This window comes from Citrobacter sp. Ce104 (assembly GCF_030334595.1).
In the GTDB taxonomy this organism is placed as follows: Bacteria; Pseudomonadota; Gammaproteobacteria; order Enterobacterales; family Enterobacteriaceae; genus Citrobacter; species Citrobacter europaeus.
This window is the reverse complement of the sequence record NZ_JAOWDP010000066.1, coordinates 198,742-214,603: the sequence shown is the minus strand read 5'-3', so window position 1 is coordinate 214,603 and position 15,862 is coordinate 198,742. Positions and strand designations below refer to the sequence as shown.

The 15,862-nt window shown below is 54.0% G+C and carries 14 protein-coding genes; 11 read left to right on the top strand and 3 right to left on the bottom strand.

Annotated elements, in window-relative coordinates; all coding sequences use genetic code 11:
- Positions 1-57 precede the first annotated feature (57 nt).
- From OGW16_RS17305 to OGW16_RS17280, 6 genes are all read left to right on the top strand, one after another.
- Entirely contained in the window at positions 58-879 is an 822-nt protein-coding gene (locus OGW16_RS17305; protein WP_286518650.1) for an oxamate carbamoyltransferase subunit AllH family protein, read from the top strand.
- Positions 857-2,404, top strand: coding sequence for an acyl-CoA synthetase FdrA (fdrA, locus tag OGW16_RS17300; protein WP_080626138.1), 1,548 nt, complete (start codon positions 857-859; stop codon positions 2,402-2,404). The genes OGW16_RS17305 and fdrA overlap by 23 nt, the downstream gene beginning before the upstream one ends.
- The gene (locus OGW16_RS17295) at positions 2,404-3,822 is read left to right on the top strand and encodes a YlbE family protein (protein ID WP_047408946.1); all 1,419 of its coding nucleotides are present in this window, start codon (positions 2,404-2,406) and stop codon (positions 3,820-3,822) included. Before fdrA ends, OGW16_RS17295 begins: the two co-directional genes overlap by 1 nt.
- Positions 3,823-3,939: 117 nt before the next feature.
- On the top strand, positions 3,940-5,490 hold the full coding sequence (locus OGW16_RS17290; RefSeq protein WP_047408949.1) for a hypothetical protein: 1,551 nt from the start codon (positions 3,940-3,942) through the stop codon (positions 5,488-5,490).
- A 26-nt stretch (positions 5,491-5,516) separates the two neighbouring features.
- Positions 5,517-6,467, top strand: a complete 951-nt coding sequence (locus OGW16_RS17285) for a carbamate kinase family protein (RefSeq protein WP_047408952.1) — start codon at positions 5,517-5,519, stop codon at positions 6,465-6,467.
- Positions 6,468-6,479: 12 nt separating this feature from the next.
- Entirely contained in the window at positions 6,480-7,862 is a 1,383-nt protein-coding gene (locus OGW16_RS17280) for an amidohydrolase family protein (protein ID WP_286518649.1), read from the top strand.
- Positions 7,863-7,907: 45 nt separating this feature from the next.
- Here OGW16_RS17280 and OGW16_RS17275 read toward each other — a convergent pair whose 3' ends face one another.
- Complete coding sequence (locus tag OGW16_RS17275) at positions 7,908-8,807, bottom strand: nickel/cobalt efflux protein RcnA (RefSeq protein ID WP_047408958.1); 900 nt, start codon at positions 8,805-8,807, stop codon at positions 7,908-7,910.
- A 120-nt stretch (positions 8,808-8,927) separates the two neighbouring features.
- On the opposite strand from OGW16_RS17275, the gene rcnR reads away from it, so the two are divergent.
- Positions 8,928-9,200, top strand: a complete 273-nt coding sequence (gene rcnR, locus OGW16_RS17270) for a Ni(II)/Co(II)-binding transcriptional repressor RcnR (protein ID WP_043017452.1) — start codon at positions 8,928-8,930, stop codon at positions 9,198-9,200.
- Between the two features lie 52 nt (positions 9,201-9,252).
- Here the strand turns inward: rcnR and OGW16_RS17265 are convergent, their stop codons facing one another.
- Complete coding sequence (locus OGW16_RS17265; protein WP_172862375.1) at positions 9,253-10,482, bottom strand: amino acid permease; 1,230 nt, start codon at positions 10,480-10,482, stop codon at positions 9,253-9,255.
- 142 nt (positions 10,483-10,624) lie between these two features.
- A complete protein-coding gene (locus tag OGW16_RS17260) occupies positions 10,625-11,080 on the bottom strand; it encodes a multidrug/biocide efflux PACE transporter (protein WP_043017451.1) in 456 nt (151 codons plus the stop codon).
- A 101-nt stretch (positions 11,081-11,181) separates the two neighbouring features.
- Between OGW16_RS17260 and OGW16_RS17255 the strand changes: the two genes are divergently transcribed.
- From OGW16_RS17255 to kduD, 4 genes are all read left to right on the top strand, one after another.
- Positions 11,182-12,066 (top strand): LysR family transcriptional regulator, encoded by an 885-nt coding sequence (locus tag OGW16_RS17255; RefSeq protein ID WP_047408964.1) that lies wholly within the window; start codon positions 11,182-11,184, stop codon positions 12,064-12,066.
- A 102-nt stretch (positions 12,067-12,168) separates the two neighbouring features.
- The gene (locus OGW16_RS17250; protein ID WP_286518648.1) at positions 12,169-13,347 is read left to right on the top strand and encodes an acetyl-CoA C-acetyltransferase; all 1,179 of its coding nucleotides are present in this window, start codon (positions 12,169-12,171) and stop codon (positions 13,345-13,347) included.
- Positions 13,348-13,946: 599 nt separating this feature from the next.
- Entirely contained in the window at positions 13,947-14,783 is an 837-nt protein-coding gene (gene kduI, locus OGW16_RS17245; RefSeq protein ID WP_008785720.1) for a 5-dehydro-4-deoxy-D-glucuronate isomerase, read from the top strand.
- A gap of 56 nt (positions 14,784-14,839) precedes the next feature.
- Entirely contained in the window at positions 14,840-15,601 is a 762-nt protein-coding gene (kduD, locus tag OGW16_RS17240) for a 2-dehydro-3-deoxy-D-gluconate 5-dehydrogenase KduD (RefSeq protein WP_003033923.1), read from the top strand.
- Positions 15,602-15,862 lie beyond the last annotated feature (261 nt).

Below are 15,862 nucleotides of genomic sequence, written 5' to 3'. Positions count from 1 at the left end.
TGCGTACAGGCGCTAACCGCAGACGGCGCGTTTCTCGCTTTCCGGGGAACGGGACGGGTGGAACAGGTTTTTTCCCGCGCGGTAAACCTGTTAATACCCGAACAGCAGCGACTGCTGACGTTACTGAGTGAAGGTTGTGATAACGCGCCTAACAGCTGTCGGCTGGCGCTGACGCATTGTGAAGAGCTGTTTTACCCCGGTGAGTGGGTCAGTTTTACCAGGTCGGGAATAGCAGTTGGCAACGATAAATGGATAGAAACCTCCGGGTGCCTGCCGTGGCGCATACCACGCTGGACGCCAGATGCAGTAAGCCTTGCCGCAATCCGCTGGCTGTGCTGGGAAGAGCTTATCCGCCAACAGCTAAGAAGCGATGACTCATTATTTTTGTACCAGGGAGATAACCCGTTTTATCAGGAAATCACCCGTCAATTACTCAACCGCCGACAAACTTTACTGGCGGCGTTACATACAGGAGAAAATATCTCTACAGCGGTCAGCCATTTAATTGGTCTGGGGATTGGTCTGACGCCCTCATCGGATGATTATTTAGTGGGCTTAAGCACCATTCTATTTATTCCCGGGCATCCGCTGGGGAAATATCGTGAAGGTTTTTTAGTTGCCTTACAACGTGCTGGAAATAATACAACGTTACTCAGCAAAATAACGCTGGAGGAAGCCTTTCATCAACGTTATCGGGAAAGCGTCGGACGGCTGCTGAACCATATTATTACTGAGCAACAACCCGTTTCTACGCAATATATTACTGACATTAAAAATATCGGCTCAAGTTCTGGCTGCGACATGCTGTATGGCATGGCGGATGCCTGCGCCCTGAGCCACAGGTCCGGAGGGAATTATGTCGATCAGGATAGTTGTTAAAAAGAACACGTATTTTGATTCTGTCTCACTGATGTCTATTTCCACACGCGCAAATAAGCTCGATGGCGTTGAGCAGGCGTTCGTGGCTATGGCGACAGAAATGAATAAGGGTGTACTGAAGAATCTCGGCCTGCTGACGCCTGAACTTGAAGAGGCGAAAAGTGGCGACCTGATGATTGTCATTAAAGGCGCCAGCGAGGCGGCGAATGACCAGACGCTGGTGGCGATTGACGATCTGTTTACGCATAAAGAGCAGGGCGGTCAGCATGAAGCGCGCTATGCCACGCTGGCCAGCGCGAAGAAGCACGTCGCTGACAGCAATCTGGCGGTGATCTCGGTCAATGGCCTGTTTGCCGCGCGTGAGGCGCGTCAGGCGCTGCAAAATAACCTCAACGTGATGCTGTTCTCTGACAACGTCTCTCTTGAAGACGAACTGGCGCTTAAGCAGCTGGCGCATGAAAAAGGGCTGTTGATGATGGGGCCAGATTGCGGAACTGCCATTATCAACGGCGCGGCGCTGTGTTTTGGCAACGCGGTGCGTCGCGGCAACATCGGGATTGTTGGTGCGTCCGGTACCGGTAGCCAGGAACTGAGCGTACGTATTCACGAGTTTGGCGGCGGGATTTCCCAACTGATTGGCACCGGTGGGCGCGATCTGAGCGAAAAGATTGGTGGCCTGATGATGCTTGACGCGATTGGCATGCTGGAGGCCGATCCGCAAACTGAGATCATTGCGCTTATTTCCAAACCTCCTGCGACCGCGGTGGCGCGCAAGGTGCTGGAACGTGCGCGCGCCTGTCATAAGCCCGTTGTGGTGTGTTTCCTCGGCCGTGAAGCCGCGCCTGCAGATGAAAAAGGTCTGCAGTTTGCACGCGGAACTAAAGAGGCGGCATTGAAGGCGGTATTGCTGACCGGCGTGAAAAAAGAGAGCCTGGATCTCCATCCGCTCAACTGGCCGCTGATTGAAGAGGTTCGCGCCCGCCTCACCCCGCAGCAAAAGTACATCCGTGGCTTATTCTGCGGCGGCACGTTGTGCGATGAGGCGATGTTTGCCGCCATGGAAAAACATGCCGAAGTTTATAGCAACATTCATCCGGATCCGGCGTTCCGCCTAACGGATCTCAATCGCAGCGTGGCGCATACCTTCCTCGATTTCGGTGATGACGATTTTACCAACGGCAAACCGCACCCGATGATCGATCCGACCAACCGCATTAGTCGTCTGTTGCAGGAAGCGCGCGATCCTGAAGTCGGCGTGATCGTTATGGACTTCGTTCTTGGATTTGGATCGCATGAAGATCCGGTTGGCGTGATGCTTGAGGCGATCGTTGAAGCCAAAGCGATCGCCGCCGCAGAGGGGCGTCCGCTTGAGATCCTCGGCTATGTGCTGGGAACCGATCTTGATACGCCGTCACTGGAAAAACAGTGTCAGATGCTGACCGATGCTGGCGTTATCTGGGCGAGCAGTAGCACCAACACCGGATTGCTGGCGCGTGAATTTATCTGTAAGGGGGAGGAAGCCTGATGAGCCAGACACTGTTTAACCAGCCGCTGAACGTGATTAACGTCGGCATCGCGATGTTCAGCGATGACCTGAAAAAGCAAAACGTACCCGTGACTCAACTCGACTGGACGCCGCCGGGCCAGGGCAACATGCAGGTCGTGGCTGCGCTGGACGACATTGCCGATTCGCCGCTGGCAGACAAAATTGCTGCCGCTAACCAGCAGGCGCTGGAACGCATTATTCAGTCGCATCCGGTGCTGATTGGCTATGACCAGGCGATCAACGTCGTACCGGGCATGACCCGTAACACCATCCTGCACGCCGGGCCGCCAATCCGCTGGGAAAAAATGTGCGGCGCAATGAAGGGAGCGGTAACCGGTGCGCTGGTGTTTGAAGGGCTGGCGAAAGATCTGGATGAAGCCGCCGAACTGGCCGCCTCGGGTGAAATCATCTTCTCACCCTGCCACGAGCATGACTGTGTCGGCTCGATGGCGGGCGTGACCTCGGCATCGATGTTTATGCACATCGTTGAGAACAAAACTTACGGCAACCGCGCATATACCAATATGAGCGAGCAGATGGCGAAGATCCTGCGCATGGGGGCGAACGATCAGAGCGTTATCGAGCGCCTGAACTGGATGCGCGATGTGATGGGACCGATGCTGCGCGACGCCATGAAGCTGGCGGGCGAAATCGATCTGCGTCTGATGCTGGCTCAGGCGCTGCATATGGGCGATGAGTGTCACAACCGCAACAACGCCGGGACGGCGCTGCTGATTCAGGCGCTGACGCCGTGGATTATTCAGACCGGCTATCCGGTTGAGCAACAGCGAGAGGTGTTCGAGTTCGTCCTCAGCAGCGATTACTTCTCCGGACCGACCTGGATGGCGATGTGTAAAGCCGCAATGGACGCCGCACACGGTATCGAATACAGCACCGTGGTGACGACGATGGCGCGTAACGGCGTTGAGTTCGGTCTGCGCATCAGCGGCTTACCGGGTCAGTGGTTTACCGGTCCGGCACAGCAGGTGATTGGTCCGATGTTTGCGGGCTACAAGCCCGAAGATTCCGGGCGCGATATCGGCGACAGTGCGATTACCGAAACCTACGGCATTGGCGGTTTCGCCATGGCGACGGCACCGGCCATCGTGGCGCTGGTGGGCGGTACGGTCGAGGAGGCGGTTGATTTTTCGCGCCAGATGCGTGAAATCACCCTCGGCGAAAACCCCAACGTCACCATTCCATTGCTTGGTTTTATGGGTGTACCGACCGCTATCGATATTACGCGCGTGGGCAGCACCGGCATTCTGCCAGTGATCAACACCGCCATTGCGCACAAAGATGCGGGGATCGGCATGATCGGCGCTGGAATAGTTCACCCGCCGTTCGCCTGTTTTGAAAAGGCGATCCTCAACTGGCGCGACCGCTACTGCCAATAACAATAACCGGGGCTAACGCGGTTAGCCCCACAGTAGCGAAGCGAAAAACGTTGCTTACCTGCAGGGCTGGGCGATCTCCGCGATCGCAAACGATGCTTAACCTGTGAAGGATATTCCATGAACAGCATAAAACTAGAATGGAAACGTGGTGACTGGGCGGCTTACTTTGGGCTGATGACCAACAACCTGACTAACCTGCTGACAATGATGGGGCTGCTCATTTTTGTTGTCGGGATCCCTACCGAAATTGTCTATGGTCGCATTGCGCCAGCCTTTGGTCTGGCGGTTCTGGTGGCCAGCGTCTGCTATGCCTGGTTTGGCCTGCAGATGGCAAAGCACACCGGGCGTAAAGACGTGACGGCGCTGCCATCCGGACCGAGCGCACCGTCGATCTTTACCGTGACCTTCCTGGTGCTGATGCCGGTTTATCAGCAAACCAAAGATGCCAACTTCGCTATCCAAATCGCGCTGGTGTGGTGTTTTGTTGAAGCGTTGATCCTGGTGGGCGGCTCCTTCCTGGGTGAGACCATCCGCAAGATGATCCCGCGCACGGTACTGCTGTCTTGTCTGTCCGGCCTGGGGTTGCTGCTGCTGGCGATGAACCCGATGCTGCAGGCATTTGAAGCGCCGACCGTCTCTTTCATCGTCCTGTTGCTGATCTTCATTAACTGGTTCGGTAAGAAGCCGATTTTTGCCCGTATTCCTACCGGTTTGCTGCTGCTGATTGCTGGTACGGCCCTGGCGTGGATCTCTGGTTTGCAAAGCCCGGAGGCCATTAAATCGTCGATGGCTTCCTTTGGTTTTAACCCACCGGAAATCCATGTCGACAGCTTCCTGCAAGGTTTGCCGCACGCGCTGCCGTATCTGGCTTCTGCTGTTCCTCTGGGTCTGGCGAACTACATTTTTGACCTCGAGAACATTGAAAGCGCGCATGCGGCGGGGGATGAGTACAACACCCGTAAAGTCATGATGGCGAACGGTTTTGCTTCCATGCTCGGTTGCATGCTCGGCAACCCGTTCCCGGTGACCGTGTATGTTGGGCATGCGGGCTGGAAAGCGATGGGTGCCAGCATCGGTTATACCCTCGCTTCGGGGATCACCATGTTCCTGGTGCCGTTATTTGGGTTAGGAGCGTTTATGCTCGCCATTATTCCGATGACCGCGATAGTGCCGATTCTGGTATTTATCGGTGTGGTGACCGCCAACCAGGTGGTGCGGGAGACGCCCAAAGTCGAGGTTCCCGTTATCTTCATCTGCTTGTTCCCGTGGATTGCTAACTGGGCATTGACCATCGTCAACAGCGTGATGGGGGCCGCCGGAACATCTGCGGGGAAACTGGGGAGCGATCTGCTGCACAGCAAAGGTGTCTATTACGACGGACTGGTGCATCTGGGAAGCGGCGCGCCGCTGGCCAGCATGCTGTGGGGCTGCGTCGCTATCTTCGCCATTATGAATAAGCCGCTGCGCGGGGCGATTGCCGCAGCCTTTGGCGCGCTGTTATCGCTGTTTGGCGTGATCCACTCTCCAGCGGTTGGCTTTGCCGAAGGCAGCTCGATGATGTTTGTTGTGGCCTACCTGATGATGAGCGGCATGTTTGTCCTCAAGCATGTTCTTGATAGCCGTGAAGCGGTGACTGCGCCAGAGCAGGAACCGACGAAAACGACCTGAATCGCCTGCACGCGGAAGATAACACTATGAAAGAACTTGTGGTCGTTGCCATTGGCGGCAACAGCATTATCAAAGATAACGCCAGCCAGTCGATTGAACATCAGGCTGAAGCGGTGAAAGCGGTGGCGGATACGGTGCTGGAGATGTTGGCATCGGACTACAACATTGTGCTGACGCACGGTAACGGGCCGCAGGTTGGGCTGGATCTACGGCGTGCGGAAATCGCACACGAGCGTGAAGGGCTGCCGCTTACCCCGTTGGCAAACTGCGTCGCCGATACGCAGGGCGGCATCGGCTATCTGATCCAACAGGCGCTGAACAACCGACTGGCACGACGCGGCGAGCAGAAGGCGGTCACGGTGGTCACGCAGGTGGAGGTCGACAAAAACGATCCGGGCTTCGCTAACCCCACCAAGCCTATCGGGGCGTTCTTTAGTGAAGCGCAGCGCGATGAACTGCAGCGGGTCAATCCGGGCTGGCGCTTTGTTGAGGATTCAGGACGCGGTTACCGCCGGGTAGTCGCCTCTCCACAACCGAAGCGCATTGTCGAGGCGGAGGCGATCAAAACGCTGACCCAGCAAGGCTTTGTGGTGATTGGCGCGGGCGGTGGCGGCATCCCGGTGGTGCGTAGCGAGCAGGGAGATTACCAGAGCGTGGACGCAGTGATTGATAAAGATCTCTCCACGGCGCTGCTGGCGCAGGAGATCCGCGCTGACATTCTGGTCATCACCACCGGCGTCGAGCAGGTCTGTATTCATTTTGGTAAACCCAACCAGCAGGCGCTGGATACGGTGGATGTCGCAACGATGGCCCGTTACATGCAGGAGGGGCATTTCCCGCCGGGTAGCATGTTACCCAAGATCGTTGCCAGTCTGGCGTTTCTGGAGCGTGGCGGTAGACGAGTGATCATCACCACACCGGAATGCCTGCCTGCCGCACTGCGTGGCGAAACGGGCACCCATATTGTCCATTCCTGAGAGGAAACGTGAATGAAGGAAAGTAACAGCCGCCGTGAATTTTTAAGTCAGAGTGGAAAAATGGTGACAGCTGCCGCGCTGTTTGGCGCAGTGGCTCCGGTCGCGTATGCTGCTAATCCTGTCGGGAACACCTGCGGGTCGAAGAGCACAATGACGATTAACGATAAGCACTATTACCTGGATAACGTCCTGCTGGAAGCCGGGTTTGATTACGATAATTCGGTGGTGGTGCATACCCGTACCGCGCTACAAACCGTTGAAATCCAGGACGGGAAAATTGTTGCGCTGCGCGAGAATAAGCAGCATCCGGATGCGACGCTGCCGCACTATGATGCGGGAGGAAAGCTGATGCTGCCCGCCATGCGCGACATGCACATCCATCTGGATAAAACCTTTTACGGCGGTCCCTGGCGCTCGCTGAACCGTCCGGCAGGCACTACCATTCAGGATATGATCCGCCTGGAACAAAAGCTGCTGCCTGAACTCCAGCCTTACACACAGGAGCGCGCGGAAAAGCTCATCGATCTGCTGCAGTCAAAAGGCACCTCGATCGCGCGCAGCCACTGTAATATCGAACCGGTTTCCGGGCTGAAAAATCTCGAAAACCTGCAGGCGGTACTGGCGCGTCGCCAACCGGGTTTTACCTGTGAAATCGTGGCGTTTCCGCAGCATGGCCTGCTGTTATCAAAATCTGAACCGCTGATGCGCGAAGCGATGCAGGCGGGAGCGCATTATGTCGGCGGTCTGGACCCCACCAGCGTCGATGGGGCGATGGAAAAATCCCTCGACACCATGTTCCAGATTGCGCTGGATTACGATAAAGGCGTGGATATCCATTTGCATGAAACCAGCCCGGCGGGCGTGGCGGCAGTGAATTACATGGTGGAGACGGTGGAGAAAACGCCACAGTTAAAGGGCAAACTGACCATCAGCCACGCGTTTGCGCTGGCAACGTTGAACGAACAGCAGGTAGACTCGTTGGCGGGCCGCATGGCGGCACAGCAGATTACCATTGCCTCGACGGTGCCGATCGGTACCTTGCACATGCCGCTTAAACAGCTGCGTGACAAAGGTGTGGAAGTGATTACCGGAACTGACAGCGTGATTGACCACTGGTCGCCGTACGGGCTGGGCGACATGCTGGAAAAGGCAAATCTGTACGCGCAGCTCTATATTCGCCCCAACGAACTCAACCTGTCGCGGGCGTTGTTCCTCGCCACTGGCGATGTGTTGCCGCTCAACGATAAAGGTGAGCGCGTCTGGCCGAAAGCGCAGGATGAAGCCAGCTTTGTGCTGGTGGATGCCTCCTGTTCGGCGGAAGCCGTCGCGCGAATTTCCCCACGCACCGCGACCTTCCATCAAGGGCAACTGGTGTGGGGGAATGTCGCAAGCTAATCTGGTTTTACGCGCGGCGGCAATCGCTGCTGCGCTCTTTGCTTGTTAGCCGACAATTCCCAGATAGCCGTGGATCCCCATATACAACCCCACCATGCCAATGAGTGCGCTGGAAAAATAGGGCGCTTTGCGTGCCAGCGTGTTAAATCCGCTCCAGCGTTTGGCCGCCTGTTGCACGCTGATTGCCGCTCCCACGCCCACCGTTACCAGCGTCAGCGCCAGCCCGAGGCTGAAGCACAGTACCATGGTCGCGCCCAGCGTGAAGGCTTTGAGCTGGATGCAAATCAGCAGTACCGTAATGGCGGCAGGGCAGGGGATCAACCCGCCGGTCAGACCAAACAGTAATATCTGGCCGTTGGTGACCTCTTTGTCCGCAAAGCGGCGCTGAATATCGGTGGCATGCGCTCGTTCGTGGGCATCCTGATACTCTTTTGAACCTTCGTTCAGCCCGGCCAGTGCGCCATGGTCGTGTTCATGATGATGATGGTGATCGTCATCGTGGTCATCATGATGGTGGTGATGACCGTCATGATCATGGTGATGCTCGTGAGCGTGGTGATGATGCCCATGATCGTGGTCATGATGCGTCTGGGCCAGCCAGTTCTGCTCTCCCTGCCTGGTCCGCCAGAACATCCAGAATGCGGTCCCGAGAATAATAATCGCCGAGACAAACTGCAGCCAGGGCTCGACGGCCTGGGCGGTAAACGCTTTGCTGATATACATCCCGCCTAGCGCAATCAGCCATACCACGGCGGTATGCGACAGCGTTGCCGCCAGCCCCAGCATCACCGCCTGTTTGATGGTTCCCTTAATAGCAATAATAAAGGCCGCCATCATCGTCTTGGAATGCCCTGGTTCCAGCCCGTGTAACACACCCAATAGAATCGCGCTGGGAATGAAAAACCAGGCGTTGCCTTGCTGAAGAAGCGTAGAAAACTCACCCATGAGAATGATTCTTAGTTGTTTAATTTTGCTTGATTCTACTCCCCCCCAGTATTAAATACTACCCCCCAGTAGAATGAGGATGGTATTGTCGCTACAGCCAGACGTTAAAAAGGTAAAGCTATGTCACATACGATCCGCGACAAACAAAAGCTGAAAGCCCGAGCCAGCAAGATTCAGGGGCAGGTAGCGGCGTTGAAAACCATGCTGGATGAACCGCATGAATGCGCGGCGGTATTGCAGCAAATAGCGGCGATCCGCGGTGCGGTAAATGGATTAATGCGTGAAGTGATTAAAGGTCATCTAACCGAGCACATTGTGCATCAGGGCGATGAAATTAAGCGCGAAGAGGATTTGGATGTGATCCTGAAAGTGCTGGATTCGTACATCAAATAAGTCAGTTTAACGGCTCATCTAAATACTGAAATGAGCCGTAAAACAACACGTTCTAGCCAAAAAACATCACAGATACGCACAGCAGACCGACAATCAGGGTGATCAGATTACCCACTGAACGGTACGGCTTCAGTGCCGGGATCAGATAGGTCGATAATGTCGGCATGATAAACAGAATCATGGCAATCAGTGGCCCGCTAATCGCGTAAATCATTGAAATGGCATTAGGGTTAATGCAGCAGATGATGAACGTAATGGTCGAAACCAACATAATGGACAGGGCGCGGTTAAAAGCCCGGCTTTTCTTCACTCCCACCTGATGCAACGACGTTTTTACTACTTCCGTTGCCCCTTCAATCACGCCAAAGTAGGTGCCGAGGAACGATTTTGACATCGCCACAACGGCAACGATGATCCCGGATATCGACAGCCATGCCGGCGCGTTGGGCATCATCGATAGCGCTGACAGAATGGTCACGCCTTCATTTTTCGCGTCTTCGATATAGTTTTTCGGAATCGAAAGCAAACAGCTGAAGACGAAAAACAGCACGCTCAGGCAGATGATGACGTAGGCTACCTTCATGATTTTTTTGCATTTACCCATGGCCTGCTCGCCGTATTTCTCACGTCGGTCAATGGCGAACGTAGAGATAATTGGCGTATGGCTAAAAGCGAAAACCATCACGGGAATAGATATCCAAACCTGATGCAGCGTGTGCTGATCGAAAGACATCTGGCCAGTGAGTAACGTTGGTTGCCAGCTTCCGGTCAGGTAAAGCGAAAGGAATAAAAAGTATGCGATCAGCGGGAACACCAGAAAGCCCATGACCCGAATGGTGGCTTGTCGGCCCATCAGAAAAATCAGGTTCAGCACCAGCACCACGCCAAAACTGACCAGCATGCGGATCCGCAGATCGATGGTGATATGTTTTGCCAGCTGTTCGGTGAGTGAATTGGTTATCGCTACGGCGTAGATCAGCACCACCACAAAGAAGGCAATAAAATAGAGAGTGGTGATCAGGCTGCCAATCTTCTTGCCGTAGTAGTGCGTAACCGCGCCGGTAATTCCTTCACCTGCCGAGGTTTTTGAGGACAGGATAAACTGGCACAGCGCCTTGTGCGGCCAGTAGGTTAAAGGCCAGGCGACGAGTGCGGTGATAAACAATACCACCGCGCCTGCAGAACCCAGCTGTATGGGGAGGAAGAGGGTTCCTGCGCCGACGGCAGTCCCATATAGTGCGAAGCTCCAGAGAGTCTCTTCTTTTGACCAAAATTTCGACATTATTTGAACGTATCAACTATAAAATAAACAAAAAGAAGCGCAATTTACCACAAATGGCAGGGGCTGGGGGAGGTGTGAACGAGTGGGCTAGTGAATGGATTAATAGCCGGAACCGAGAAGATTCCGACTATTATTTTAATTATCAGGCAGTAACGCGCTGCTGGCGACGCTTCATAACACGCTCGCGTAACGTGTCATAAGCCCAGTTATAGAACATGGTGTACGGCAGGAAGAACAGGAAGAAACCTATTTCCAGCGTGAATGCCTGAAGCAGGCTGACGTTTAGCACATACGCCACGATGCTCACCCCGATCACAATAAAACCGCTCTCAAAGCCTAAGGCGTGAAATGCCCGCACTTTCGCCGTACGTTTTACCAGATGTGATGGCCACAGGCGGTCAAACAGGGCGTTATAAATGATATTCCAGATCATCGCCGTGGTGGCGAGAAGAACGGTCAGTCCGCCCATTTCCAGCACCGAGCGCTGCATCAACCATGCGGTGGTTGGTGCGAGAACAGCGGTGGCAATGCCTTCAAAGCAGACGGCATGAAAAATACGCTCCACTAGCGAGCGACGTTGGACTGTATCGTGTTGCATAACCTAAAACCTTCTTTAATGCCCGGATAACGGAATGGTGGCAATTTTATCGTTTTATGTGATATCTAAAAGATAGTATCCATCGATAAAGTAGATAGTTCATGCGTTACTCTCCTGAAGCGTTAACGGCATTTGTGGAGACCGTGTCCTGCGGCTCGTTTTCTGCGGCGGCCCGGCGGCTGCGCAAAAGCCAGTCCACCATCAGTACGGCCATTGCGCATCTGGAAGCCGATCTTGGTTTTGCGCTCTTTGACCGCTCATCCCGCCAGCCAACGCTGACTGAAGAAGGTAAGCGGGTGCTGGGCTATGTGCAGGCAATTTTGACGGCCAGCGAACGTCTCGATGAGGCGGCGATCTCGCTGTCGGGTGAGACGGAAGCGCGTCTGACTTTCGTGCTTTCGGACACGCTTCACCCGGATGTGCTGGAAGAGTTGATGGTGCAGTTTGACCGCAAGTTTCCCCATACCGAGTTTGAATGTCTGATTGGCGAAGATGAAGACGTGATCGATCTGCTGCAAAAAGGGCGTGCTCAGGTGGGGTTGATCGAAGCGCGCGAGGATTACCCGACCGACATGGGCGTTACGCGTCTGCCGATGCAAACCTGGATGGGATTATACGTCGCGGCGTCGCATCCGCTGGCGGCTCATGAAAAACTGCAGTGGGAACAGCTACATACCTGGCGCGAGTTGCGTCTGAATACCTATCTGGAAAACGGCACCAACGTGGCGCGTGGCCCCGTCTGGTCGGCGCCTAACTATTTGTTGCTGCTGAGTATGGCGGTGCAGGGATTCGGCTGGTGCGCGCTCCCTTGTGCGCTGGTGGAGGAGTTTGCGGCAGAAAAACCGCTGGTTCAATTGAATCTGCCCGGTTGGCCAAAGGCTATCTCTATCGATCTGTTGTGGAATAAAAAATCCCCCCCTGGCGTGGCGGGAAGTTGGCTGCGCGACCATTTACAGCAGAGTGGCGTTCAGATGACCAATAAATGATACGAATTTCCTTTGTGATAAAAATCACCGTTTTTAAACAACCTTGATAACTCTTTTTAACAATCATCTACTATTGCGGTGTTATTTTGCGCTGAGGTGGTGATGAAAGAGGTTGTGATAGTCGGGGCGTTACGGACACCGATTGGCTGCTTCCAGGGGACGCTGGCGCGCCACTCTGCCGTTGAATTAGGTAGCATGGTGGTCAGGGCGTTACTGGAACGCACTGGCGTGGATGTTCACGCCGTGGATGAAGTGATCCTCGGACAGGTACTTACCGCAGGCGCCGGGCAGAATCCGGCGCGTCAGTCCGCCATCAATGGTGGGCTACCCAATACCGTTTCCGCCATCACCATTAACGATGTCTGCGGTTCGGGTCTGAAAGCGCTGCATCTGGCGACCCAGGCTATCCAGTGCGGCGAAGCCGACATTGTGATTGCGGGCGGGCAAGAAAATATGAGCCGTGCGCCGCATGTTCTTACCGATAGCCGCACCGGTGCACAGTTGGGAAACAGTCAACTGGTCGACAGCCTGGTGCATGACGGACTGTGGGACGCTTTCAACGATTACCATATGGGCGTTACTGCGGAAAACCTGGCGCGGGAATACGGCATCAGCCGTGAATTACAGGATGCCTACGCGCTGCACTCACAGCACAAGGCACGGATGGCAATCGATGCCGGACGTTTTAAAGATGAAATCGTGCCGGTGGTAACGCAGCGTAATGGGCAATCTTTCGTGGTGGATACCGACGAGCAGCCGCGCGCCGATGCCAGCGCCGAAGGGCTGGCGCGTCTGGATCCTACCTTTGACCGGCTCGGTTCGGTCACCGCGGGTAACGCTTCATCCATCAACGATGGCGCCGCCGCGGTGATGATGATGAGCGAAGCCAAAGCGCAGGAGCTGAATTTACCGGTGCTGGCCCGCATTCGCGCCTTTGCCAGCGTCGGGGTTGATCCCGCACTGATGGGGATTGCGCCAGTGTATGCGACGCGCCGCTGTCTTGAGCGTGTGGGCTGGCAACTGGCTGATGTTGATCTTATTGAAGCTAACGAGGCGTTCGCCGCGCAGGCATTATCCGTTGGGAAAATGCTGGAGTGGGATGAACGGCGGGTAAATGTGAACGGCGGAGCCATTGCTCTCGGCCATCCGATTGGCGCATCTGGCTGCCGAATTCTGGTTTCACTGGTACATGAAATGGTGAAGCGTCGGGCGCACAAAGGACTGGCAACGCTGTGTATCGGCGGCGGTCAGGGGGTGGCGCTCGCTATCGAACGAGACTAATCCCCGTCATACTTCAAGCTGCATGTGCGTTGGCTTTACTCGCTCACCCCAGTCACGTACTTATGTACGCTCCGGGGAATTCGCTGCGTCGCCGCCTTCCTGCAACTCGAATTATTTAGGGTATATATTTTTCTTCTCGAACAGTTTTCTGCCGTGTTATCTCTTCCTCTATAAAAAAGCCCTCCAACAGGAGGGCAAGGCCAGTTACAGAAACATACACTCTAAACCCTGCCAACATATCAAAACGCTGTTTCATTTCATGTGATTGACTGCGCACTTTGTTTGAAAAGGTGTGCAAACATCGTATGAGTCCGACTGTATTTTCAATGTCTTATCCCCGCCACTAATGAACCACTTCTTTGTGTATTTATCTATCTAATTGTTTTAAATAATTTTATTTGAAATGTTCTCGCGATTTATATGCGCTAGCGTGATCACAATTACACTTTTGACAATAAGATGCAGAAAAAGTGAAACATCGTTTTAGTTGTAATTGAAAACCCATTCCGGGAGGGATATCATGAGCGCATAAGATAAAACGGAACAGCGTTTTGCTATTCGTTTAAGCATTCACGGTCAATTTATCACTGGAGGTAAATGTGGACGTAAGACAAAGCATCCATAGTGCGCATGCGAAAACCCTGGACACTCAGGGGCTGCGTAATGAGTTTTTGGTCGAAGAAGTGTTTGTCGCAGATGAATACACCATGGTCTACAGCCACATCGATCGCATCATTGTTGGCGGCATTATGCCAGTGGCCAAAACCGTCTCTGTGGGTGGCGAAGTCGGCAAACAGCTGGGCGTAACCTATTTCCTCGAGCGTCGTGAGCTGGGTGTGATCAACATCGGCGGCCCTGGCACGATTACCGTTGACGGCCAGTGCTATGAAATTGGCCATCGCGATGCGCTGTACGTCGGGAAAGGGGCAAAAGAAGTGGTATTCGCCAGCATCGACACGGCGAAACCGGCGAAGTTTTACTACAACTGCGCGCCGGCACACACGACTTACCCAACCAAAAAAGTCACGCCAGCAGACGTTGCGCCAGTGACGCTGGGCGATAACCTCACCAGTAACCGTCGTACCATCAACAAATACTTTGTGCCGGATGTTCTGGAAACCTGCCAGTTGAGCATGGGCCTGACGGAACTGGCGCCGGGTAACCTGTGGAATACCATGCCGTGTCATACCCATGAACGTCGTATGGAAGTCTACTTCTACTTCAATATGGAAGAAGATACCTGCGTCTTCCACATGATGGGTCAGCCTCAGGAAACGCGTCATATTGTGATGCACAACGAACAGGCGGTGATTTCTCCGAGCTGGTCAATTCACTCCGGTGTCGGCACAAAAGCTTATACGTTCATTTGGGGCATGGTCGGCGAAAACCAGGTCTTTGATGATATGGACCATGTTGCAGTCAAAGATCTGCGCTAATCGCGGGCGACAGCCGTGCCTGCTGCGGCAGGCAATATAAAAATTAAGGATTTACAATGATTTTGAATGCATTCTCTCTTGAAGGAAAAGTCGCCGTTGTGACCGGTTGTGACACCGGCCTGGGTCAGGGTATGGCGTTGGGTCTGGCTGAAGCAGGTTGCGATATCGTCGGTATCAACATTGTTGAACCGACGGAAACCATCGAACGCGTGACCGCGCTGGGCCGCCGTTTTTTAAGTCTGACCGCCGACCTGCGTCAAATCGACGGCATTCCGGCGCTGCTTGAGCGTGCAGTGGCGGAATTTGGTCATATCGATATTCTGGTCAACAATGCGGGTCTTATTCGTCGTGACGATGCGATCGACTTCAGCGAAAAAGACTGGGATGACGTGATGAACCTGAACATTAAGAGCGTGTTCTTTATGTCTCAGGCCGCGGCGAAACACTTTATCGCTCAGGGTAACGGCGGCAAAATTATCAATATCGCCTCTATGCTGTCCTTCCAGGGCGGGATCCGTGTGCCGTCTTACACCGCGTCTAAAAGCGGCGTAATGGGCGTTACCCGTCTGATGGCGAACGAATGGGCAAAACATAACATCAACGTCAACGCAATTGCGCCGGGGTATATGGCGACGAACAACACTCAACAGCTGCGTGCTGATGAGCAGCGTAGCGCAGAAATCCTCGATCGTATCCCGGCGGGTCGTTGGGGGCTGCCGAGCGACCTGATGGGGCCTGTCGTGTTCCTGGCGTCCAGCGCATCTGACTATATCAACGGCTATACCGTTGCGGTTGATGGCGGCTGGCTGGCACGTTAATTCGCTTTCCTGAACCGTCAAACCCTGCCCTCTGGCAGGGTTTTTTTTACATTTTGATCATTAAAATCCATATTGTGGTTATAAATTATTCCATATTCATTTCCATATTTATGGATTCTTGATTTTTAATATTCATTAATATCAATAGATTAAATTTAATTGAGTGATTGTCATTAAATTTTAAAATTGGAATATCCATCACATAACGATGTGGTGTAGCTATTTAATCCATGTTTTTGCCGTTTCCCGCCTGACGCTTCC

Coding starts and splice junctions, on each gene's coding strand:
- kduD (WP_003033923.1), top strand. CDS start 14,840: ATGATTTTGAATGCATTCTCTCTTGAAGGAAAAGTCGCCGTTGTGACC.
- fdrA (WP_080626138.1), top strand. CDS start 857: ATGTCGATCAGGATAGTTGTTAAAAAGAACACGTATTTTGATTCTGTC.
- rcnR (WP_043017452.1), top strand. CDS start 8,928: ATGTCACATACGATCCGCGACAAACAAAAGCTGAAAGCCCGAGCCAGC.
- OGW16_RS17250 (WP_286518648.1), top strand. CDS start 12,169: ATGAAAGAGGTTGTGATAGTCGGGGCGTTACGGACACCGATTGGCTGC.
- OGW16_RS17280 (WP_286518649.1), top strand. CDS start 6,480: ATGAAGGAAAGTAACAGCCGCCGTGAATTTTTAAGTCAGAGTGGAAAA.
- OGW16_RS17255 (WP_047408964.1), top strand. CDS start 11,182: ATGCGTTACTCTCCTGAAGCGTTAACGGCATTTGTGGAGACCGTGTCC.
- OGW16_RS17290 (WP_047408949.1), top strand. CDS start 3,940: ATGAACAGCATAAAACTAGAATGGAAACGTGGTGACTGGGCGGCTTAC.
- OGW16_RS17285 (WP_047408952.1), top strand. CDS start 5,517: ATGAAAGAACTTGTGGTCGTTGCCATTGGCGGCAACAGCATTATCAAA.
- OGW16_RS17260 (WP_043017451.1), bottom strand. CDS start 11,080: ATGCAACACGATACAGTCCAACGTCGCTCGCTAGTGGAGCGTATTTTT.
- OGW16_RS17265 (WP_172862375.1), bottom strand. CDS start 10,482: ATGTCGAAATTTTGGTCAAAAGAAGAGACTCTCTGGAGCTTCGCACTA.
- OGW16_RS17275 (WP_047408958.1), bottom strand. CDS start 8,807: ATGGGTGAGTTTTCTACGCTTCTTCAGCAAGGCAACGCCTGGTTTTTC.
- OGW16_RS17295 (WP_047408946.1), top strand. CDS start 2,404: ATGAGCCAGACACTGTTTAACCAGCCGCTGAACGTGATTAACGTCGGC.